The 23,295-nt window shown below is 36.0% G+C and carries 15 protein-coding genes; 4 read left to right on the top strand and 11 right to left on the bottom strand.

The features are described from left to right. Nucleotides 1–15: 15 nt before the first annotated feature. From IWB64_RS14675 to IWB64_RS14640, 8 genes are all read right to left on the bottom strand, one after another. The gene (locus tag IWB64_RS14675) at nt 16–2,313 is read right to left on the bottom strand and encodes a GH92 family glycosyl hydrolase (RefSeq protein WP_194534713.1); all 2,298 of its coding nucleotides are present in this window, start codon (nt 2,311–2,313) and stop codon (nt 16–18) included. A 13-nt stretch (nt 2,314–2,326) separates the two neighbouring features. Continuing rightward, on the bottom strand, nt 2,327–4,381 hold the full coding sequence (locus IWB64_RS14670; RefSeq protein ID WP_194534712.1) for a glycosyl hydrolase 115 family protein: 2,055 nt from the start codon (nt 4,379–4,381) through the stop codon (nt 2,327–2,329). Between the two features lie 108 nt (nt 4,382–4,489). Further along, the gene (locus IWB64_RS14665; RefSeq protein WP_194534711.1) at nt 4,490–6,139 is read right to left on the bottom strand and encodes a RagB/SusD family nutrient uptake outer membrane protein; all 1,650 of its coding nucleotides are present in this window, start codon (nt 6,137–6,139) and stop codon (nt 4,490–4,492) included. 17 nt (nt 6,140–6,156) lie between these two features. After that, nucleotides 6,157–9,201 (bottom strand): SusC/RagA family TonB-linked outer membrane protein, encoded by a 3,045-nt coding sequence (locus IWB64_RS14660; protein ID WP_194534710.1) that lies wholly within the window; start codon nt 9,199–9,201, stop codon nt 6,157–6,159. Between the two features lie 392 nt (nt 9,202–9,593). Beyond that, nucleotides 9,594–10,379 (bottom strand): 3-keto-disaccharide hydrolase, encoded by a 786-nt coding sequence (locus tag IWB64_RS14655; protein ID WP_194534709.1) that lies wholly within the window; start codon nt 10,377–10,379, stop codon nt 9,594–9,596. Nucleotides 10,380–10,501: 122 nt separating this feature from the next. Further along, on the bottom strand, nt 10,502–11,692 hold the full coding sequence (locus IWB64_RS14650) for a DegT/DnrJ/EryC1/StrS family aminotransferase (protein ID WP_194534708.1): 1,191 nt from the start codon (nt 11,690–11,692) through the stop codon (nt 10,502–10,504). 35 nt (nt 11,693–11,727) lie between these two features. Further along, nucleotides 11,728–12,360 carry a nitroreductase family protein gene (locus IWB64_RS14645; RefSeq protein ID WP_194534707.1) on the bottom strand — a complete coding sequence of 211 codons (633 nt, stop codon included), beginning with the start codon at nt 12,358–12,360 and terminating at the stop codon, nt 11,728–11,730. Between the two features lie 334 nt (nt 12,361–12,694). Beyond that, a complete protein-coding gene (locus tag IWB64_RS14640; RefSeq protein ID WP_194534706.1) occupies nt 12,695–13,993 on the bottom strand; it encodes a DUF2254 domain-containing protein in 1,299 nt (432 codons plus the stop codon). 506 nt (nt 13,994–14,499) lie between these two features. Between IWB64_RS14640 and rlmF the strand changes: the two genes are divergently transcribed. Then, nucleotides 14,500–15,456: a 23S rRNA (adenine(1618)-N(6))-methyltransferase RlmF gene (gene rlmF / locus IWB64_RS14635; RefSeq protein ID WP_194534705.1), complete on the top strand. Its 957-nt coding sequence runs from the start codon at nt 14,500–14,502 to the stop codon at nt 15,454–15,456. Nucleotides 15,457–15,794: 338 nt separating this feature from the next. Beyond that, a complete protein-coding gene (gene lpxD / locus IWB64_RS14630) occupies nt 15,795–16,790 on the top strand; it encodes a UDP-3-O-(3-hydroxymyristoyl)glucosamine N-acyltransferase (RefSeq protein WP_194534704.1) in 996 nt (331 codons plus the stop codon). Between the two features lie 138 nt (nt 16,791–16,928). Here lpxD and IWB64_RS14625 read toward each other — a convergent pair whose 3' ends face one another. The 3 genes from IWB64_RS14625 to IWB64_RS14615 form a co-directional block, all read right to left on the bottom strand. Beyond that, entirely contained in the window at nt 16,929–17,570 is a 642-nt protein-coding gene (locus IWB64_RS14625) for a response regulator transcription factor (RefSeq protein WP_194534703.1), read from the bottom strand. Between the two features lie 722 nt (nt 17,571–18,292). Continuing rightward, on the bottom strand, nt 18,293–20,155 hold the full coding sequence (locus tag IWB64_RS14620) for a PorP/SprF family type IX secretion system membrane protein (protein WP_194534702.1): 1,863 nt from the start codon (nt 20,153–20,155) through the stop codon (nt 18,293–18,295). Nucleotides 20,156–20,329: 174 nt separating this feature from the next. Beyond that, nucleotides 20,330–21,589 carry a TolB-like translocation protein gene (locus IWB64_RS14615; RefSeq protein ID WP_194534701.1) on the bottom strand — a complete coding sequence of 420 codons (1,260 nt, stop codon included), beginning with the start codon at nt 21,587–21,589 and terminating at the stop codon, nt 20,330–20,332. Nucleotides 21,590–21,908: 319 nt separating this feature from the next. On the opposite strand from IWB64_RS14615, the gene IWB64_RS14610 reads away from it, so the two are divergent. After that, the gene (locus IWB64_RS14610; RefSeq protein ID WP_226975904.1) at nt 21,909–22,472 is read left to right on the top strand and encodes a TetR/AcrR family transcriptional regulator; all 564 of its coding nucleotides are present in this window, start codon (nt 21,909–21,911) and stop codon (nt 22,470–22,472) included. Nucleotides 22,473–22,517: 45 nt separating this feature from the next. Next, on the top strand, nt 22,518–22,952 hold the full coding sequence (locus tag IWB64_RS14605) for a DUF1348 family protein (RefSeq protein ID WP_194534700.1): 435 nt from the start codon (nt 22,518–22,520) through the stop codon (nt 22,950–22,952). The last annotated feature ends 343 nt before the right edge of the window (nt 22,953–23,295 follow it).

The following is a 23,295-nucleotide window of genomic DNA, read 5'->3' as shown; positions in this document are numbered from 1 at the left end:
TTATTCTATTGGAGGCTACTCTGCAGACATTTCAAAATCTAAGGTAACTCCACTAGTAATTAAATCATGTGTAATATGATATTTTTTATATGGTGACTCGTTCAATTCAATACTTTTAACAAAAACATTACCACTGCTTGCTCCGGGTGAATTAATAATTAAACTTTTTCCGTTCTGAAGACTGATACTAACTTTGTCAAAACTTGGACTTCCAAATTCATATTTTGGATTCTCCTCAGTCCCTCCATTCATTTGAAAAAGACCTATCTTCATTAATACTGCCAAGCTACCCATTAAACCTTGGTCTTCATCTCCATTATATCCTGTAGCAGGTGAAAGACCACCAAAAACAGTATTCGCGACTCTTCTAGACCAATACTGTGTAAGATCTGGCCTATCTAATTTATTAAAAATAAAAGCGGTTTGTATAGATGGCTGATTTCCGTAATTAATGGGAATATTCCTGTACTCAGGATGCAATTCTTGCGAATGCGAATTACCAGCCGTAAAACCTAGCTTTTCAGCGGTTTTGAACTGCTCATTTAATTTTTCTACAGCCGCAGACTTCCCTCCCATTAATCTGGCAAGGCCTTCTTCGTCATGAGGTACAAACCAAGTAGATTGTGCTCCATTAGACTCTATAAAACCATTTTCATGTTCGTAAGGGCTATAATTTTCACCCCATTTACCCGATATATCTTTCGGTCGCATCCAACCGATGGAAATATCAAAAGCATTTTTATAATTTTCTGAACGTTTTAGAAAATAATCATAGTCTACTGTCTTTCCTAGCTTTTTTGCCAATTGAGCAAGTGTCCAATCTTGGTAAGCATACTCCATGGTCATACTTGCCCCATCTTGATGTCCTCCAAATTTGCCTTCAGGTATGGGGTGAGGTACATATCCGTTCTCTATATAATACTTGAGTCCGCCACCTATTGTTGTATTGTGCTCATACCCTGCCTTGCCCATAATACCTCCTGGCATATGGTTTTTCTTTAAAGCTTGGTAAATTTCTTCTAAATCTTCTGTTATCAGTCCTTTTTGAATTGCGCTTACTATAAATGGTGTAGATGAAGCTCCAGTCATAACATAAGTGTAATTTCCCCCAGAAGGCCCCCTCGGAACCATTCCACCATCTTCATAATATTGCATCAGAGAGTTTACAAATTCTTCCATAATATCTGGATAGACTAAACCCCATAGCGTATTGAGTGTCCATTGTGCTCCCCAAAAAGAATCTGAATTATAATGATTGAATTTTGGTTTCCCACTATCATCAAGCGGCAATTGCCCTACTTTGAAAGCCTCACCTGTATTATCAGGATAGGCTCCGTTAGCATCGCTAATAATTCTTCGTCCTTGTAAACTATGCCATAAATCTGTGTAGAATCTCTTTTGTGCTATTTCCGTATTGCCTTCTACTTTTATTCTCTCCAATAATCCGTTCCACTCCTTCTTAGAATCTTCAACCGTCTGTTCAAAATCCCATTCTGCCAATTCGCTATCTATATTACCTTTTGCATTTTCAACAGAGGTGTATGAAATTCCGGCTTTCATTAATACTTCATCAGCTCCATCTTCTAAGAACACTATATAGTTTCCGGTTTTATCATCATGTTCAATAGATGCTATTTCTGCATTTAAATCAATAGTGAAAAACAATTTTACAGGTTTTGGCCTTCTACTTGTTTCTTTGATGACTAACTCCCCTTTTAAAGAGTTCGCATTTATCTGCTCAAGTAATCCGTCTGTATTTTCGTTAGGTCCCAACATTCCATTTAGATTGAAAAGTATTGCTGCCTTTTTTTCATTTTTAGGATAGGAATATTTATGTAATCCCACCCGCGTAGTGCTCGTAAGCTCCACATCTATATCATACCTTTCAAGATTTAGAGAATGATGTCCTGGTGATACTTTTTCCTTGTCATGACTGAATTTTGATTTAAAATCTGTAAAAACCGATTTTGCATTCAACTCATTTACAGTAACCGGCATAACTGACAAACCTGATAATTGCCATGCATGAATATGACTAAATCCCTGAACCGTATCTACTTTATGCCTATAACCACTGCCCCATGCTCCGTTTACTTCAGTATCTGGACTAAGATTTACCATGCCAAAAGGCCTGCTGGCAGATGAAAAGAAAAACCATCTAGAGTTTTCTGTATCTAGTTGAGGGTAAACCAAGTCTACTGGATCTATGCTTTTAACCGTTGCTATTGGCTCTACCTTTGTCTCACAAGAAGAGAATATAATGGCTAATATGATGTAAATCCCGTAGGAAGGAACTTTTAAAAATAAATTCATACTATATATTTCTTTAGCTTTTTGCATTTAAGTTTGATTCAATTTGGTCTAGCATTTCAAAAGTTGGAAATCCGTTGTTTGGCCTTCTTATTTTTGGATTGTACCAATTGTCCCATTTTGGTGATTTATCACCGCTTTTTCGATTTTGATATATTTTGTCTAATTGTGTTTTGGCCTCTGGAAATAAAGCTTTTATATCGTCTAGAAGGATATCATTAGATGTCTCTTCAAACTCCTTTTTCAATACCGCCATCTCGTGTAACGTACGCTCAAAACCAATCAAGTCTTGATATAGCACAACTGGCAAATAAACATAATCATGGAAGAAAGTCTCATTCTCCGTAATCTCCTTGAGCCCTTTGTCTGCTTCTTGAACCGAAAGGTCTATGAATTCTTCCGTAACTTTTACATGTTCTAAATCATTCGCTACCCTTTTGTAATCATGAGCTACAGGTGATTTTCCCGGCCTCTGTATTGGACTATCAGATAAATAGGAAATAGCTTCCCTAATCTCCCAAAGGTGCTGAACGTAACCAATTCTGTTCTTTTGGGCTTCATGCAAAGATTTCATTGACGTTATTGCATGTTTGGCACTTACCTCATTAAAATAGCGCTCCGTCCAATTCTTATAGAAAGAATGCGCATCAAAACTTTCAGGGTCATTACATACTTCCGAATATGCCTCAATGTTTAGTAAAAAAGGTCTAAAATTTTGTCCGTTTACCAAGCAAAACTTATCGGCACTATATGTACTGAACATGTCCTTCATTACCGATTCCACTTTTTCTGGATATGGGTTGTGAACCGTATGGTTTAACCAGTACCCAGCATGCATATAGGTCCCAAAGTTGTAACCATCTGTAGTATTAGGCAAATGTTCAAAATCTCCAAAACCATGATCAGACCATGCAACTATCCAATCTTTTGGTGGCCTGAAACCATCGTTCCACATTTCCATTCCATCGGAATAGCAAACCAAAACCTTGTCCGCCTCCGGTTTGTATTCATCTACTAAATCCCCAAAAGATTTGTACACCTCATTAAAGACGGCTATTTTCTCTTCTCCACAACTACTTTTATACTCCCAGTCCCATACTTGATGGCGTGGTCGTAATATGAAAATATCAGTTTTACGTAGCGGTGTTTTCTCTAGATAATAACGCCATGCCGTTATCCAATCTTCTTTATAATCTTTCCAACAGGTAGCTTTATCTGCAGACATTGGGTGTATCTGATAGCCAAGTGCAAAGTCTATAGCCACCTTCATTCCTTTTTTCTGCGCGTAGTCTATCATCTTTTCAACATAGGCCACATCCACTTGGTAATCCGTTAATTCCTTATATTCCGGACGGATGAAAAATTCAGGCCGTCCAAGCATATCAAAAATTTGAATTGCATTGTATCGTAGTCGCACCAACGAGTTAATTAACTCCGTATAACTCTCCCAATCGTATTCTAGTAGATCTCCTCTGTAGTTTGCCAATTCATCAACATCGTTCTCAAAGTAACACAGCAATGGTACTTTTGGCGGAGCAATATGCCTATTCTCAAAAGCGAAGAGGTTTTTAAGTTCTTTCTTTACTACTTCCTTTCCTGTCCAATATTGAACAGGATCAACACCCAATATTTCATTTGAATAATCATAAATGGCATACTGAAGACCTTGTACATCAGAGCCAGCTATTACAATTATTTCCTTTTTATTCTTTAGATCAGTCTTTGCCCAAATACCACCACGCGGACCTGGATTTACTGAAGTAATCTGTATTTTTTTAGATGTATTTAAAGAGGCTATCAAAGCGTTGGATTGCGGTGTTCCCAATAGAATAATCGTTCCTTTTTTAGGAACATCATTAATATTGGCAACCACTTCCACCTTTGCGGATAAAGCCTTTTTTAAATCATTTTGTAAATCTTCAACGGCATTCAACTCCGTTTCGTTCGCTTGTTTCCCGACCACTAAATAAATAGAAGATGTTGGTTCTTTGGAAAAAGCATATAATAGAAATAGCCCTATAATGGGAAGCAATAGAAGAACTCGGCTAAACCGTAGTGTTTTAGACGTCATAATAATCTGATATACGTATCTGTAATTAAGAGGGAGTTTAAAAAATATGGGCAGGAATACCACTCCCGCCCATATTCAACTAACTCAATTTAACTAAACTCAATTTTTTTAGTATCCTGGGTTCTGCGTCAATGAACCATCTGAAAGTTCTAATTCACTAGAAGGAATAGGTCTCAACAAGTGAATACTTGCATCAAAAGCACCGTGGTCTTGAACGTGCGGGTTATGAGCTAAAATACGCTCCTCTAATTTCCCTGTTCGTTTTAATACGGCCCATCTATTTGCTTCACCAGCTAATTCCAAAGCTCTCTCATTTAGAATATCATCTATTGTTACAGAAGTATATTCGTTAGCAACACCAGTAGCACGCTCTCTAACAATGTTGATATGGATTAACGCAGCTGCTGAATTTCCAGCAGCTAAATATGCTTCAGCAGCTAGTAAATGTGTTTCTGCTATTCTGAATACAAATGTATCACGAGCACCATCTGTAGCTTCACTAAATATCTCATCGTCAAACTTCTTGAAAATAGGAAAATTGGTTCGCTCTGGATTTAGAGAATATAAATAGTTGACTCCAGGTACGTTATCTGGCTGTCCAAATAAATACTGGTCCGGCTGGTACACCCAGTATCTGTCCAAACGTTCCGCTAATTCAATAGGATCTATAGCTACTTTTGGGTAATATACAATGGTGTCACCAGCTACAATTGCGTCTGGTCCTTCATCTTCATCACCGTCTGCAAGAATTGCCCTATGTATCGTGGCATCATCTCTACTATCATTATCTGCTAATAAAGAATAGAAAAATGGCGTAGGCATAGCATTAAAATCACTAAAACCATATGGAGTAGTCGTTCTATTTACTCCTGGATAATTTGATACTTGATTCATAAAAAGAGAATGCTTTGTATTCTCTTGATCGGTAGCAAGCCCATTAGTACCCCATTGTATGGCAAATAAAATCTCGTCATTTACTTGATTGTCATATGCAAAAACTTCGGCATAAGATTGACTTCTAATATCATACGAACCAATTGCATCTTCTGCAAGTGCCGCCGCAGTATTAAAGTCATCTGTACTACCAAACGAAGTATAACCTCTAGTCAAATAAACTTCTGACAATACGTGTTGTGCTGCTCTTTTTGAGAACCGACCAGTTTCTGGCTCATCAAGCAAAGTTGGTATGGCATCTTCCAAATCACTAATGATTTGTGCATAGGTTTCTTCTTCCGTACTTCTCGCGTAATCTGAACGAATAGTAGTAGGTTCTTCTAAATCTAGAACCAATCCCCCATACTGCTGTACCATATTAAAAAAGGCTAAACCACGTAACGCTTTTGCTTGAGCTATACCATATGCTTTATCACCCAGATTGTTATCTGACCAAGTAATTACAGTTTCATATCTATTAATTGCCGTATTAGCTTTTGCAACAACATCATAATTTTTTGTCCATAATGATCCGCCAACACCTGAGTCAAAACCAAAATAATCATTAACCGCAGAAACTGAATTCAATTCAGCTTTAACGGTAAACAAATCGGTGCCTAAAAACTTTAAATTGTAATCTTTATACACCTCTCTTAAAGAAGAATATATACCTACAACCAACTGATCTGCTGTACCTTCCTCAATGAAATTCTCACTTGTTATGTCTGAAAAAATATCTTCTTCAATATAACTGTCGCATGCACTTAAAGTAATCATACCGAGTAGTACGACGCCTATATGCTTAATTTTTATATCTAGTTTCATCTTGATTTTTTATAAAGTTAAAAGGCTAATTTCAGACCCAATAAAACTGTTTTTACCGCGTAGGTCATATTGTAAGAGTTCTGAAGTGCTGTTTCTGGGTCAGGCCCCTTGTAATCTGTAAAAGTGAATGGATTCTGAATATCCAATGACATTTTTAGTCTTGACATTTTTAACTTATCTGCCAGCTCTTGCGGAAATTGATACCCCAAACCTATATTACCAACTCTTACGAATGACAGGTCTTCATAGGTCCAACCTGTACCACCGTAGTCTGGAATAGGGTAAGCACCATTAGGATTATTAGGTGTCCAATAGTCTAGATCTAAACTATTAAATACAGCCCCATCTCCAGATGTAGAGAAATTTTGAAAAAACTCAGAATGTCCGTAAGACCCTTGTCTCGTATATACCTGAACATTCAACTCTAAATTCTTATAGTTGAAGGTATTAGTCATACCTCCTATCCAATCAGGAGAATTTTGACCCAACAGTACTTTATCGTCTTGATCAATTGTACCATCATTATTCTGATCTACAAATTTATACTGCCCAGGCAAGTCACCATAAGTAGCTGCTTCTGCGGCTTCATCTATTTGCCAAATACCAGCAACTGCTGTATTCCAGATAGCATCAACTGGGGCTCCAATTTTTAAGACTCCATGATTCCCAAAAGGAATTTCATCCAAATCACCATCAATCTCTTCTATTTCATTCGTGTTTTTGGTGTAGTTAAAATTAGTTCTCCAAGAAAAATTATCAGTTTTAACGTTAACCGTATTTAAAGTTACTTCTATACCACTATTTCGTACAGAACCAAAATTACCAAGGGCATCTTCATAACCTGTTACATTAGATAAGGTTCTAGCAAGAATACTTCCTTCTGTCTTTTTATTATAATATTCAAAGCTAAGACCAACTCTATTGTTTAGTATGGAAAGATCCATTCCTAAGTTATATTCTTTTGAGACTTCCCAAGTTAAATCCTCATTGGGTAAGCCAGCAATTGTTTTACCAACGCCAGGATTCTCACCAAAAAGGTAGTTTGATGGTGACAAGAAAGCTAATGAGCTATAAGCTCCAACCGTACTATCATTACCTGCTTCACCATAACTAACACGGAATTTTAAGTTATTCAACCAATCTGCATTTTGAAGAAATGATTCCTGACTTGCTCTCCATGCAAATGCTGCAGAAGGAAAGAAGTTCCATTTGTTTCCAGCAGATAATTTTGACGAACCATCATACCTTCCTGTGAATGTAAATAGGTATCTATCTTTAATAGAATAGTTTAAACGACCTGCAAAAGAAGCCAAAGTTTCCTTTTGGTAAAAACTATCAAAATCTCTAATGTCATTACCTCCCTCAGTGTTATAGAAAAGGTAAGCATCCGTATCAAAATCTCTAACCTGTATATTACTACCTTCTTTATTATTATAATATATAGAAGAAATTATGGTTGTTTTTAAATTATGATCCGGAGCAATATCAAAATCAAAATCCAAAATGTTATCCCACGTATACGCAGTATTAAAATCTGATTGATAATGCGATTGTATTCTACTAGGGTCGTTACGTGATGATTTAGTCAAAAGACCACGGTATTCCCCAAAACGTTGTGTAGTTATGTTAGGAGCGAATTGTGTTTTGAAATTCAACCATTTTGTAGGTTTATAATTTAAAAATACATTCGCAATTACATTTAACGACTTAGTATTTAATTGCCAAGCACCTTGAGCATCATAAATAGGATGGACAAAACGAAGGTCTTGATCATCCGGAAACAGGATTGGTTCTCCCTCTGCATCAAACGGGTTTACCGTTGGTGCTAAACGGAGCGTACTTCTAAACAACTCCCTACTTCCCTCCTCACGTTCAGATAGTGCTAAATAAGCTTTAACTCCTACCGTTACCTGATCTGAAACTTTCTTAGAAACAGAAGCACTTATGTTATACCTCTCATAACCTTCTATTCCCATTACACCTTCATCATTCAAATACCCTAATGATGCGTTATATACTAAGCCGTTTGTACCACCGGACATACCCAAAGTATGACTGGTTTGAATGCCTGCTTTTTGATAAAGACCCATCCAATCCGTATACCTCCCATTGGCAACATTGCTTGCTTCTTCGTTTGAACTTTGAAACTCTGTTGAGCGGTCTATAGCAACATTATTATAATCTGCTGCGGAACCGGTACCTCCCCATGCCCTAGCTCTTAGTACGTCATCTACAAATTGTACATATTCAGGACCATCAAATAAATCTGGCACGTTGGTAGCAGTACGTAAACCGAATGATGAATCGTAGGTAAAAACAGTCTTTCCTTCAATACCATTTTTTGTTGTAATAATTACAACACCATTAGCTCCACGCGATCCATATATTGCGGTTGCAGAGGCATCCTTCAAAATATCCATCTGTTCTATATCGGCAGGATTCAAAACATTAATATCTTCAAAGAAAATACCATCTACCACATATAAAGGTTTAGAAAGGTCATCAGCAAGATCATCACTTACACCATCACGACCAGCATTATTGTTAGTAACTACCGTGTTACCTCTAATTTTTATAGAAAGCGGTGCTCCCGGCTTAGAACTTAGCGTACGAACATCAACACCGGCAACCCTACCTTGAATAGCTTGGCCAATATCTGTTTTCTTTTGTTCTGTTAATGTCTCTGTGTTTAATGATGCAACAGCTCCTGTTAAATCACTTTTCTTTACAGAACCATACCCAATTACAACAACTTCATCTAAGCCAGTTGAGGACTCAATAAGTTGAATGGTATAATCCGAAGAACTCCCTAACGGAATTTCTTTTGTTTCATATCCTATATAGGAAACCACCAAAAGTTTATCGCTATCAGCAATCGAAATGGTGAAATTCCCATCAAAATCTGATACGACACCGTTGTTCGTGCCCTTTACTAAAACACTGGCACCTGGCAAAGGTATATTTGCTTCATCGACCACAACACCTGAAATCTGCGTTTGCGCCCACGAAACTGTCGTCACCCCTAAAAGGAGGAATGCCATTAAAAGTTTGAGTTTTTTCATTTTTATTAAGTTAGTTGAACATTAGACCAAACCTAAGGATCTTCCTTCCTGAAGTTATGGACATATTCTTCAAAAACATGGATGAATTCTACAATACCCTATTTTTAAGGGGTTGCCGAGTATGTTAAATTGTATTAATAAATTTTGGATATGATAATAATCAAGCTTTAAAATTGATTTTAATGATTTTTTATAGACCAAAAACTACCAATATCTATTTTTCAAAATTTGACGATTATGATAACTCAACCATTATCTTCACTAATAGAAAATAAATAAGGCAATAAAAAAAACCTCTAAGATTCATATGAATCTTAGAGGTTTTTACTGTTTAAAATAGCGTTAAAAGTACTGCTGAATCATTAATCAAGCAACCCTTATAAATCTACTTTCTACAATTTTCTTAACCAGATATTTCTAAACTGAGTTTTGTTACCGTGATCTTGTAATGAAATAACGTCATCGCCATGGGCAGATGGGTAGTTATGTAAACCTATATAATAAGTATTACCATTTATTACCGTATGGTTCTGTACCAAAACACCGTTGTGAAGTACTGTAATTTCTGCCTTAGCATCTAGACTACCATCTTTTTTAAACCTTGGTGCTCTGTAGATTACATCATAGGTATTCCACTCCAACGGGCCTCGCATAGCATTAACCAAAGGTGCATGGTCTTTATAGATGCTACCCGCTTGTCCATTACGGTAAGTTCTATTATTATACGAATCTAAAATTTGTAACTCGTATCTGTTTTGTAAAAACAAACCACTGTTCCCACGTCCTTGGCTCTCTCCTTCTACTTTATCCGGTGCGCTAAATTCAATGTGTAACTGGCAATCACCAAATTTCATTTTAGTACTTATACCACCTGAACCAGGTACTACTTCAAAATGATCATTATCTACAATTTTCCATGGCGCAGGTTTTGTATTGTCTTTTTGACTGCTCCATTGCTCAAGGCTACTTCCATCAAATAAAATAATAGCATCAGAAGGTGCATCTCCCAAAGTCTTTGCCGGAGTTACAACGGTAACTTCTGGTTCCCAGATTTCTGTCATCTGCGGTTCCATTGGCATTGGTGATACTTCTGGAGGTGTACTAGAGTGTTTTTGAGCCGTTATTTGCAATGAGAATACTGCTGCGGCCAAGAAGAAAAAATAATTTTTTGAGTTCATAATGATGATGACATTTTATTTTGGTTCGGTATAAATTTAATAGGAACTAAATATAGCCATAACTTCTTAAAATGGATTTTATCCAAGGAAAAAAAATGCTAAGATATTCCCAATAAAAAGAGCTATAGTTTAGAAATTACACCCGCCATTTTCTGTGCACGCTCCTTTACTTCATTTTCCGACCATCCCAACTTAATAAGGCAAGATACTGTACGACCTATCCATTGATCCGATGCTGAGAAATCAGATTTTGAATAATCAGGTAATTGCTCATGAATTTCTTTTGACAACTTCCCTAAAGATTGTTTTTCAATTAGGTGTTGCCATTCCCGGTAATAATGCCAATTGTTATCATACCAATAAAAACAGGCATCAACACCCGCTTTGCCCAATTCACTATGTGCTTTTTTAGCTATCTCTGCATTTGGTAGAAAGAAAGTTAAAAAGGCATAGCTCTCTTCGCCTCCTTCTGGCACTCGTCTAAATTCTACGTTAGGCAAGTCTTTGAGCGCTTCCCTTAAAACGGTGTAGTTTTTTTTCTGAATTGCTAAAAACTCATCCAGTCTTTCAACTTGAGCTAAACCTACAGCGGCATGCAACTCAGAAATTCTAAAGTTATATCCTAAAAACGGATGTGTCTCAGCTCCCCTATCCTTACCAACATGATCATGACCATGATCAGAATAATGATCGGCATTGGCTTTATAGGTATCATTATTAGTAATAATAGCTCCACCTTCTCCACAGGTAATGGTTTTTACATAATCAAAAGAGAAACAGCCCAAGTCTCCATAACTTCCTAATGGTTTGTTTTCAAAAGTTCCTCCTATGGATTGACATGCATCTTCCAACAACAATAAATCATGTTTATCACAGATGGCTTTCAAGGCTTTTAAATCTGCCATTGAGCCGCACATATGCACTGGCATCACTACTTTTGTTCGTTCTGTTATTGCATTCTCAACAGCTTTTGGACTCAATGCCAAGGTATCATCAACATCAACCAAAATAGGAACAGCACCTATTGCAAGTATGGATTCAAAACTAGCCACAAAGGTAAATGTGGGCATAATAACTTCATCGCCGGCACCAATACCAGCACTTGCGAGAGCTACGGTTAAAGCAGCTGTACCGCTGCTTACCAGTTGGGTATGTTTCACTTGCATCTTCTCTGCAAGTATTTTTTCTAATTCAAGAGCCTTCCACTGTCCTTTACGCATCCCGTCAAAACCGTAGCGCATCAATACTCCTGTATCCAGTACCTCGTTAACTTGTTGGCGTTCCTTGTCTCCGAATAATTCAAATCCTGGCATATCTTTTTAAGTCGTTTGGTGTTAAATGGAAGTCATTAATTAATTTCAATAATACTTTCCTCAATATTTTTTCGCACTTTTTTAAATTCCGAGAACATATCGTCATCCGCTCGGTAACCTACCGGAAGTACCAAGACGGAGGTTAATCCCCGTTTCTTTAAATTTAGTATATCGTCATAGGCCGAAGGAACAAAACCTTCCATCGGGCAAGAATCGATTTTTTCAAGCGCACAGACAGTCAACAAATTTCCAAGCGCCAAATACGCTTGATTTTTAGACCACTGCTCAATTTCATGAATCTCTTTTTTAGAAAAATCGGCCAGTAAAGCATTTTTAAACGGGTCCAAAATATCTTGACTCGTACCTCTTACTTTTTTAATTTGTTCAAAATAACGGTTGATATACTCTTCATTAATGTCATTTTGAATACAAATGACCAACACATGCGAAGCCTGTGCTACTTGCTGTTGACCATAAGAATGTTCCACCAATTTGTTCTGTAATTCTTTGTTGTGAATTACGGCCATGGTAATAGGTTGCAAACCATAAGAAGTTGCGGTAAGGTTGAAAGCTTGTTTTAGACAGTCAATCTTATCTTCCGGAAGTATTTTTTCCGAATTGAACTTCTTTACGGCATAACGCCATTCCAAATTTTTAATAGAATCCAAACTCACTTTATTTATGTTCCCACCTCAGTGAAAAATGATGATTAGCTATTTTTTTGGAAATCAAAATTAGAAAGAGCAATCACTCCGTTCTGATTTCCATTCAAGTTTACCATTCTAAATTGTTGGTTAACCTAGTGCAAAAATAGGATAATTATAAAACCTAGTTTGCTTAACTTGAATATGATTCTATATCCTTGAAGTTTTAGAAAATTTTCTGACTGCTTAATTTTGAGAAGAGCTCTTATGAAGACCATTATTTACATGACTAGATTGCTTTAGAAATCATTAGAAATCTTCACAAAGTAACGTTCAAAATGTTTTTACTAAAACCTCTCTAAACCTCTTCTATACCCTTTTTAAAGGCTTCTAAAAGATGTTTTTTGTCTACCTCATTGCCTATATGCTTTTTGATGTCTTCTCTTACGTTTTCTAATTCCTCTAATACGAGAGTTCTATTTTCATCTGAAATATTAGGGCCGTTTGATATAAACTGTAATGCACCTATTAACTCGTGCATTACAGAGCTGTCCTGTTTGGCATATAATCTAATGGGTTGCACTATGATGCGCATTAGCTCGCTTCCGGGAATGTTATTCTTAATTAGAATACATTTATTATTTACCAGCGGCTGAGAGGTAATAGCCGGAAATTGAAGGAACTTGCGCAACAAACGTCCCAATTTAGCAATGGCATCAATTGCAGTGCCAGGGTCATTAATTCCTGGAGACATAGCTTTAACTGCTATTTCCATCAACTTTATCATACCACCAACCCCTTTATCGTCCTCATGCCTATCAGATGAAATATCAATACAGAACAATAGTTTTTTTAAGTCTTCATCAGACATTGCCTCTCTAATTCTAAGGATTGGCATCCCTTCCCACAAATGCTTGTTTAAATACGGAATAACCTCTATCTGATTCTCTTGTTCTTCAATAGATGTACTCAGCAATCTTTTATCAAAGCCCCTAAAGTATCCGGTTTTATTACTGTTTAAAACAATCCAGCCTGCGGTATCTATATATTTTAAAGCTATTATGGAATCATCAGAACGTGTCAATTCCTTTTCTGCATACCCATTGCACTTATCAAATATTCTATCTATAATATTCTGTATCTGAATGGACCCTGAGATGGTATGGATAAAGTATACAAACAGTCCTATACAGACAACACAAAGTATTGCGGCAAACATGTTGGATAATCCCATGGTATCTGCTTCTATACCACGTGCGCCAAGTGAAGTTAAAATGATAATACAGTACAGCAACGTGCCTACATAGATACCTAATATAATCTGGTGTTTACTATTTGAAACCAGTCCGGGGAGAAGCCTTGGTGAAAAATTAGAAGAAGCTTGGCTCAGCACCACCATAACCATAGAGAAACTAAATACGGTAAGCGAAATGATTCCTCCTATAAAAACCGAAAGGATAGAACGGGCTGTATCATAATCCTGAATAAACAGATATGGAATTTTTTCTTTTATAGACCTTACAATTTCTGTATTTTCCAAGGACAAAGTAACTATAGCCAGAACGATGCATAGTATGGAAATCAGTACAGGATAAAATGCAATACTGCGCAACACCTCGCGATATGTTTTCTGTAAAAATTTTAGAACTTTTTTCATTTTTATAAATATCTTCTTTTAGCGCTGCAATTTTCTAACCTCACATTTTTCCGAAGCTATAAAAGCTTTTGAATTAAAATAGGCTCTTTAGGAAAAAAAACTAAACTCATAAAAAAGGTTCTATTAAAAAAAGACCTTACAACACCTATTTCAATAAAGGTTGCAGAAAAAAGGTATTGTAGAACCTTTAGCAATAGTAAGGCTAACAATGGGAAACTACAATTTGAAAAAAAGCAAATACATACAAAAAAAATAGATTTTAAACATGCCATTTTCATTGGAACTGGCGGTATTACTGGTGGTAATTTCGCCTTTATAGGGCTTGATGTTTCTCTAGCCAAAGGTAGAACACCAGTTACTTTTTACTTAAAATGAGAATGTATGTATAAAAAATCAGGCCCGACTAGCGTTCTATATTGGTTATAAGATAGGTGTGTTATTAATAAACCCGTTATTTGCAAATAAGATATTACATTTTTAAAATCTACATAATAATAAAGTAAATCATGTCTTCAGAAAAACAACCCTCAGAAAAAGCAAGACTTCATTCCCGAAACAAAAACCGGGAGAGATATGATTTAGAGGCCCTAAAGACTTCCAATCCTGAATTGAAAGAGTTTATAAAACCTAACAAATTTGGAGCAGAATCTATTGATTTCTCTAATCCTAAAGCGGTTAGGCTTTTAAATAAAGCATTGTTAAATCATTATTACCACATAAAGAACTGGGATTTTCCAGAAGAAAACCTATGCCCGCCCATACCGGGACGAGCAGATTACATTCATCATATAGCCGATTTGTTAGGTAGTACTAATTCTGGCAACATACCTACAGGTGATAAAGTGTCCTGTTTTGATGTTGGTATAGGTGCTAGTTGTATTTATCCCATAATTGGTGTTACGGAATACGGCTGGCAATTTTTCGGTTCTGATATTGACCCACAATCAATTGAATCTGCACAGCAGATTGTCAACTCTAATCCATTGCTTAAAGGTAAAGTTGAATGTAGATTACAAAAAAGTTCAAGAGATATTTTTAGAGGTGTATTATCTCCCGAACAGAAGATTGATATTGTGATTAGCAATCCTCCTTTTCATTCTTCCATTGAAGAAGCACAGAAAGGAACCCGAAGAAAAATAAAGAATCTATCCGGTAAAAAAGTAAAAACACCTGAACTGAATTTTTCAGGAATAACCAATGAGCTTATTTACAATGGAGGAGAATCTAAGTTTATTGAAAATATGATTTGGGAGAGTAGAAAGTTTGGTAAGAACTGTTATATCTTTTCAACTTTAGTTTCAAAAGAATCCAATCTTAAAAGGATTTATAAATTGTTGGAAAAAGTAGAGGCCACTCAAATCAAAACCATACCTATGGGCACAAGCAACAAATCTAGCCGTATTGTAGCTTGGTCTTTTTTCTCAAAAGAAGAACAAATAGAATGGGTTGAAACTAGATGGTAGAGGTAAATACGTTTATGAACATCTTTTTTTTTCAGGGCTTTTACTGCTTTCTAGAGGTTCCACCACTTGCATTATCTGTTTAGCTTAAAAAGCTATCAAGATTTTTACTATATTAACCGGAAATGCGCACACTGGACATGACCATGCTTTCCGTACCTAGAGAAATTCTCTCACACCCCTGACATCTGTATATAACCTATATATTTTCAGAACCAAATACGTAACAAAATTATAAGTCTCTAATAATGAATAAACAAGAGACTATTAAACATACTTGACTTAAAAACAATATTGATTTCACTTTTCTGTTTAATTAACAACTAAGTAAAACTAAATTAATGATATCTTTCTCTGTAAGTGAAATTAACAACATTCTTAAAGGCGAATTAATTGGTAACACCAATCAAATAATTGAAGGGGCTGAGGAATTAAAAAAGGCAAATAATAATCAAATAAGCTTTATTGGGAGCCCAAAATATTCAAAAGTTTGGTCAGATTCAAAAGCCTGCGCCGCACTTGTGTGTCCTAAATCTATTATTGAACCTGGCGATAATCGCGCTTTTATTAGGGTAAAAAATGTGGATTTGGCCATGGCCGAAATTTTATCTCTCTTTAAACCCTCTACACCGGTTTTTGATACAGATATTCACCCTACAGCAGTAATACATGAATCAGCAACCATTGGTAAAGGCTGTAAAATTGGCCCAAATTGCTATGTGGGCAAAGATGTTGAATTAGGAAAAGACGTTGTTTTATACCCGAACGTTTGTGTATTTGATGAAACTATAATTGGCGAAGGAACTGTTGTGTGGTCTGGTACGGTTATACGCGAACGTTGTGTTATTGGTAGTCATTGTATTTTTCATATAAATGTAAGTATTGGAGCAGACGGGTTTGGATATAGACCTAGTGATGATGGCAGAGGCTTGGTGAAAATACCTCAAATAGGTAATGTAATTATTGGTAATCATGTTGAAATTGGCGCCAATTCATGTGTTGATAGAGCAAAATTCAGCTCCACAATTATTGGTGATGGCTGCAAAATTGACAACCTAGTACAAGTAGCCCATAATAGTGTTATGGGGCGTTCCTGTATCATGGCCGGACATAGTGGTCTTGCGGGTTCGGTTACTTTAGGAGATGGTGTAATGATTGGCGGAAGCGCCTCAATTAAAGACCATACCACTATACATTCCGGTGCTACCGTTGCAGCTGGATCAGGTGTAATGAATGACGTAGAAGCAGGAAAAACGGTTCTTGGTTACCCTGCCCAAGATGCTAGAGCTATGCTAAAAGAATGGGCAGTGATAAGAAAACTTGTTAAAAATCAATAGCCAGACTTTACAAACACTTTTACCCTCACAAATAAAATATATAAAACAAAAAAAAGCTTTACATAACGTAAAGCTTTTTTCTTGAAAGGTTGGAGGTCCTCCTATTGAACCTCCGGGGAAAAGCAACTAATTTCCAATTTAAACGAGTGCATTAGAATACTCTAATTCTTGCAACTTTCTCAGCGCTTCCGATTTGGAATTGACATCTAGTTTTAAATAGATATTCTGCACATGAAAGTTGATTGCACTTGCAGTCACAAATAATTTTTCGGCAATGGTCTTATATGTAGCACCTTGGCTCAAATAATCTATTACCTGATTCTCTCTTTCCGAGAAAAACTCATTCGATTTTCGCTGAAACTTTGAAATAATCTGACTTATAATATCATTACTCATCGTTGCGCCTTCTGACTTGATTGAATCAAGGGCATTGTAAAGGGCGCGTTCAGTCACCGGTTTGGATAGGTAGCCATTCGCGGTATTTTTGAACGCTTTTTTGACCAAGTCAAAATTGTTCTGGGCGCTGAGCATGATGATTTTTACATTCGGGTCTTTCTTTCTAAAAAGACGAATGCCTTCTATACCATTAATTTCTGGCAAAGACACTTCTGAAAAAATAATATCTGGCGCAACATCATCATAATTGGCCAAAGCATCTTTCACCGAAGCGTAAATTCCTTTTAGGGAATACTCTGGATAAGAGTCAAAATACGTTTCATAAGATTCATGCGAGGTTAAGTCATTATCGATTACGATAATTTTTAAAATGTTTAATTCCATGGTAGTGGGATTTTTGGTAGCCTACTGGCAAACAGTAGAATACCTGGTTAAATTTGGGGTTTACTAGTAATAGATATCGCTCGGTAAAGCGACTTTTTATTCAATTTTTGGCGTAAGAAGGCTCTTTCTCAATGATTTAAAAATCAAGAGATTTTGTTATCCGTTTTTTGTGTTTAGAAATAAAACCTATGGTTATGACAGTATTCTGCCGGGCCTTAGTTATAAACTAAAACAGATATATGCGCTATACGCTGGGTGAATCTTTATGTTTTATTGCTGTAGGTAAAGCTCTAAAACCTAAAATAAATTCTTTGAAATTTTATCTCTATCAGACGCAGAGATGTTGCACTTTGTTGAAGTGATCAAGTGTGCTTTTCTTGTGGTAATGTTGTAGGTAATGGTGCATGGTTTGTGCGATTTGGGGATTAATAAATAAATTACTTTGGTTTGATTCTAAGTAAACTTAAGCATTAATTCCAAAGCGTTAACTGTAAGATCGACCATTTTCGTTAAAATGCAGTCAAAGCCCCTGTTCCATTGCATTATAACGGCATTTTCATACCAATTATCGATGCTCCAAAAACAAAAACTAAGTTAAAATGGGTGTGAAATTCTAGTAAACTGTGGTTAAACGCAAAAAAACAGCGGGGCCTCCCCCGCTATTTATAGCCTAATTCTCTACCAAAAAATCAGGTCCCACTAACCATAAGTTAATATTGTTATTAATCTTCGTACATGTTATTCACTACTGCCGAATGATCATCTACTTGCATTATCCATTTTTCGTCGTTGTACTTTCCATTAAGATTAGAAACATAAGCCGTTTCCGCTTCCTCTTTATAGTTGTAATCTGCCAAGTACACATAATGTAAACCGTTTTCTTTATTGTAAAACTGTCTGGCATCAAGACCTTGTTCTTTTAATGTCTCCATAAAAGCATTCAAATACTTTTTGTTCTTATATACATTAGCAATCACATAGTAACCTGATTTTACACCTACAATATCTGACTGGTTCAATATTTTTATTGGAAGCTTTACATAATCCTTAATTTCTTTAGCATCCATATCATTTTCTACAATTGATTTAGAACTTGTTTCTGCAACAACCTCAATTGTTCTTTCTTCCTGCTTGTTTGTCGCCTCAGACATTTTAGAGTCGTTCAATACTAAGAAGTCACTTACATCATTGAACCTAGCATCATTATCTTGGCTAGAAGCTTCTCTATTCTTAGGAGCGTTATTTACCGTATTAGCTGCTAAAGCAGTATACTCTGGTGGAACCGGCATAACCTCTTCCTCTACATTTGGCTTCAAGTTTTCTTTTATCTCTTGTTTAAGAACATCTACTAAAGATTTTAAACGTTCTTCAAAAGCAGCATCTCTAGCGCTATCTATAGAATCTTGTCTTAAAATCATCTCATCTAAAATCAAACGATTTTCATAAGCCATTCCGTTCATATCGCTTTCCATATCTGTGGCTGCAGCACTAGTAAAGTTTCTACTAGCCATAGGAGTATTGTTTCTTTTCTTGTTCTCTTTGTTCTCTGCTGTTAATCTTAAAATCTGTTCTTCGTAGTTTCTTACGATACGGTCTACTTTGGCATCTTCAGAGCTATCTGCATAAGCATCCATACTAGAACCATGGTTATCAAAAGTATACGCTAAAGATATTTCGTGATTCCATCCTAAATCAGCATCATCCGTCATTAAATCCTTTTCTAACAAATATCCTAAAGACATACGCTTGCTTAAGTTGAAACCTAGACCTAAAGAAAGGCCATAATCATCATCAAAATTTGTTTGAAGCCATCCGTAATTAGGTAAGTCTAATAAGATAGAGCCAACATAACCTAACCCACCATCTATGTTCTTACCAACTTGTACCATTGGCATTAAGCGTGCATTGGCAAAAAGACCTCTATTGGCCAAAAACTGATGAGTATACTGTACTGAAGCTTTTACACTCTTTGTACTTAGGTTTGTTAAAAATTCATTGGTTGTTTGGTTATATTTAAAAAGCTCAGTAGCATAAAGACCAAAATCAAATCCTCCTAATGACAAGGTTACCCCTGGCTGAATCGCTATTTTGCTCTCTTTCTTTGTTTCTGCAATTTTAGTATCTGTATCAGCTACTACTATTCTATTTTGATCTATACCTTCTGTATAATACGTTACGTTGGTACCAAAGGTTAATTTACTTTCATCGCCTAATTTTACTGCTGTTGCGTAGTTGGCATTAAAACCAAATTCTTGAACAACACCAGACCATTGGCTGTAAACACTAATTCCTAATGCAGCATTCTCGTTTAGTTGATTGCTAAAGCCCAAAAAATAGTTTTGGTTATTATCTTCGAACGTAGCATATTGGTTTCTGTGAAGAATATTGACATAAGATTTATTCTCTCTAACCAATGAGAACGTTGGGTTAATCAAAAATCTATTAAAGAACAACTGGTTGTGATATGTGCTCTTGGTGTTGATTTCCGTCAATGCTTCTTGCCCGTAGGTAGCTTGTGTACCAAAAATGGCACATAACAAAAGGAGCAGGTAGATTGTGCTGATATTATTTTTTTTGTAGCTCATGGTAGTGATATTTGGGATTATTAAAAACTGGGGTAATAAGGTGTGTTCTAATTGTATTGAAATCCGGAACTCTTGTGGTAGATGTCCATTCTTTCTTAGAACATTTAGATTACCTAAAGGTGGGTTATAAACCGGCGACGGTAATCGCCGGCTCTATTGTATCCCCCATCTTTATTAATCTTCCTCAAATGAATTTGAAGTGTATCGTGCTTTAGAATCCGCATTAAATGCTTCAAGCGCTCTATACTCGCCATCATCTTCGGCAGTTCTTTTGTTGGCATAGGTGAAAGCCACCTTTTCTACCGTACTTTTATTGTTGCCTCGGTTAGACATTACATATCCTTTTCCGTTGTTTGAAGTGAAAGAAATAGCAAAATCATCTTCACCACTGTTTATTGGACTACCAAGGTTAACGGCAAGATCTACATGTTTTTGACCCACTTGTGTCATATACACATCTAATCCGCCTTGTCCTTTTCTACCTTCTGAAGCAAAGAACAACGTATTGGTTCCAACTACATTAGGATAAAGGTCATCCTTTTTAGTATTTACCTTTTGACCAAGGTTCTTGGCAACGCCCATGCTTCCGTCTTTACGAATGGCAGATACATATATATCGTACTCACCAAAAGTTCCTGGCATGTTAGAGGCAAAAAACAAACGTTTACCATCTGCAGATATAGAAGGATGCATTGCAGACGCATGTTTAGGCGCAACAGCTACTTCTTTTAGATTCTTCCACTCTCCTCTTACTTTATCGGCTCTATAAATCTTATGTACTTCTTCGCTTTTGGAGAAAACACCGTACAAAGGTTTTACATTTACCTTTTTACTAAAATAAGCGGTTTGGCCGTCTGGAGTAACAGCAACCGGCATTTTATACCCGTTGTCATCCACATTTTCCTCACCTAAGAAAACTCTAAGTTCGTTTTCAACAATAGTTTGATCGTCTACTATAAATTGCCCGTCAGTACGTTGAAAATCTAACTCTCTATACCTTTGTGTTAAAGGTTGATCTAATATATTTTTTTGTTTTTGTTTCTTCACTTTATAATCAGACTCAATTTGAGCGACCCAATCATTGGTATCGGAACCGGTAGTTGATCCAATATTTTGATACTTGGTCATAGCGAAGTCATATCGCTTCTGATAATTTTTGCTTAAGCTGCCATCGTTTACTTCTTTTAATTTACCATACCAAAATAAAGCGGTATCATAATTTTTGTTGAGGAAGTTGGCATTTCCCAAGTCTTCAAAAATGGCTTTATCTTTATACCCTTGTTTTTTAAGGTATTGATAGTTGTCCATCCTTTTGTTGGTAGCCTGATGAATCTCGGTAGCATTACTGCTATCTGAATACTGGGCAGTCATTGAACTGCAACAGCACGAAAAGACGCAGGCAAAAAGCACATTGTAGGTTAGCGCATTTTTCATAATAAATTCGATTAGGGGTTAATATCTTCGACAAAGTTCGTTAAAACTCTTACATCTGTACTTAGCAATAATTCATAGGTTTTGACTTAAAACTGCTTTTTTTATGTTAAAATCATCGATAAACTGCATATTTTGCTGTTCAAGCACCAAAAAATCGGTTTAAGTAACTTTTTCATTACTAGTAATTACTAATAACCTGTCATATCTCCATTATCCTATAATTCGATGTTCTTTTGAATTAATATATGATAATACTTTCTAGCATTTTTAATAATCGTACAGACTTGTCTGTTTGTCATAAACCAGTTATATTTATCATATGATAATTAAAGAAAGCGTAAAGGATAGAATTATAACGGCGGCATCAGAGCTATTTTATTTTGACGGTTACAACCAAACCGGAATCAATAAAATTATAGAAGAGGCTCAGGTTTCGAAAGATAGCATGTACAGGCACTTTGGTTCTAAAGAAGCTATTGCTGTTGCCTATTTAGAAAAAAGACAACGCATGATTTCTCAAGAAATGACGGAGTTTATATCTGCTTATAGTCCGGGAAACGATAAAATTATTGGCATTTTTGATTATTTACTGCATTGGTTGGGCGAGGTTGATTTTAGAGGCTGTGGTTTTCAAAACATCATAACAGATATACCCAAGGATCAGGAATCAATTAAGGACGCAGTTCGTATGTATAAAAATGAAGTACACGAGTTTATACAAAATGAATTGAATAAAACTGCATCTGAAGAAATGGATACTATAGAAATTAGTAACGAGGTAATGGTCCTTATAGAAGGTGCTATCATGTTGTCCCAAATTCAAAAAAATACTTGGCCGCTTATAGCTGCTAAAAAGGCTTGCATTAAAATTTTAAAAGATTAATATTTTTTACTAACCCTACAGAAAGGTCTGTACTAAAACTAGCTTATGGAACAACATCTACCCCTCCCTCCCTTCAATTTAGAAACGGCAAAACAAAAAATTAAATCGGTAGAAGATGCTTGGAACAGTAAAAATCCTTTTGAAGCATTGTTAATTTGTTCTGAAGATAGCGAATGGTATAGTGGAAACATATTTCTGAAAGGCCATAAGGAGATTAAAGAATTTCTAACGGCTAAATGGAAAAGGGAAGTAAATTATAAGCTATTCCTAAAATACTGGGCTCATACAGATAAGAGTATAGCTGTACAATTTATCTATGAATATAGGACTGCAAATCTTATGTGGTACCGTGCATGTGGAAATGAAACTTGGGAATTTGACGATAACGGACAAATAAAAGGCCGTTTTATTAGAACAAATGATTTTCCTATAGAAGAAGATGAAAGACAATTGAACGAAAAATTGGTTTTCATTTATTAAGTTTTGGTGTACTTTAATAAGTCATCAATAGTATGGAACAGAGGCTTCCTAAAATTTTCTCCGCCTTAAAATCAACCAACAAAAAATCTAATTAATAGAAGGTGTGGGGAACACTATAAACCCTGTAAGCAATTACAAAACCTTATTATTGTTCATAGAAAAGTATAAAGACTTTTTTCTGTATAAATAAAACGTACTTCTAAAAAAATGCTGTACCAGCATTACCCACTTAACTGTTCATAAGAAATACAGGAGCTTATTCCAAAAATCCTTTTTTCCTTTACCACATTTATACAGCACACATATAGTGTAATGAAACACTACTATACCTCTCCTATTCCGT

It is taken from the genome of Zobellia nedashkovskayae, from assembly GCF_015330125.1.
Lineage (GTDB): Bacteria > Bacteroidota > Bacteroidia > Flavobacteriales > Flavobacteriaceae > Zobellia > Zobellia nedashkovskayae.
This window is presented reverse-complemented; position numbering and strand designations above follow the sequence as displayed.

Coding starts and splice junctions, on each gene's coding strand:
- IWB64_RS14675 (WP_194534713.1), bottom strand. CDS start 2,313: ATGAATTTATTTTTAAAAGTTCCTTCCTACGGGATTTACATCATATTA.
- IWB64_RS14670 (WP_194534712.1), bottom strand. CDS start 4,381: ATGACGTCTAAAACACTACGGTTTAGCCGAGTTCTTCTATTGCTTCCC.
- IWB64_RS14665 (WP_194534711.1), bottom strand. CDS start 6,139: ATGAAACTAGATATAAAAATTAAGCATATAGGCGTCGTACTACTCGGT.
- IWB64_RS14660 (WP_194534710.1), bottom strand. CDS start 9,201: ATGAAAAAACTCAAACTTTTAATGGCATTCCTCCTTTTAGGGGTGACG.
- IWB64_RS14655 (WP_194534709.1), bottom strand. CDS start 10,379: ATGAACTCAAAAAATTATTTTTTCTTCTTGGCCGCAGCAGTATTCTCA.
- IWB64_RS14650 (WP_194534708.1), bottom strand. CDS start 11,692: ATGCCAGGATTTGAATTATTCGGAGACAAGGAACGCCAACAAGTTAAC.
- IWB64_RS14640 (WP_194534706.1), bottom strand. CDS start 13,993: ATGAAAAAAGTTCTAAAATTTTTACAGAAAACATATCGCGAGGTGTTG.
- rlmF (WP_194534705.1), top strand. CDS start 14,500: ATGTCTTCAGAAAAACAACCCTCAGAAAAAGCAAGACTTCATTCCCGA.
- lpxD (WP_194534704.1), top strand. CDS start 15,795: ATGATATCTTTCTCTGTAAGTGAAATTAACAACATTCTTAAAGGCGAA.
- IWB64_RS14625 (WP_194534703.1), bottom strand. CDS start 17,570: ATGGAATTAAACATTTTAAAAATTATCGTAATCGATAATGACTTAACC.
- IWB64_RS14620 (WP_194534702.1), bottom strand. CDS start 20,155: ATGAGCTACAAAAAAAATAATATCAGCACAATCTACCTGCTCCTTTTG.
- IWB64_RS14615 (WP_194534701.1), bottom strand. CDS start 21,589: ATGAAAAATGCGCTAACCTACAATGTGCTTTTTGCCTGCGTCTTTTCG.
- IWB64_RS14610 (WP_226975904.1), top strand. CDS start 21,909: ATGATAATTAAAGAAAGCGTAAAGGATAGAATTATAACGGCGGCATCA.
- IWB64_RS14605 (WP_194534700.1), top strand. CDS start 22,518: ATGGAACAACATCTACCCCTCCCTCCCTTCAATTTAGAAACGGCAAAA.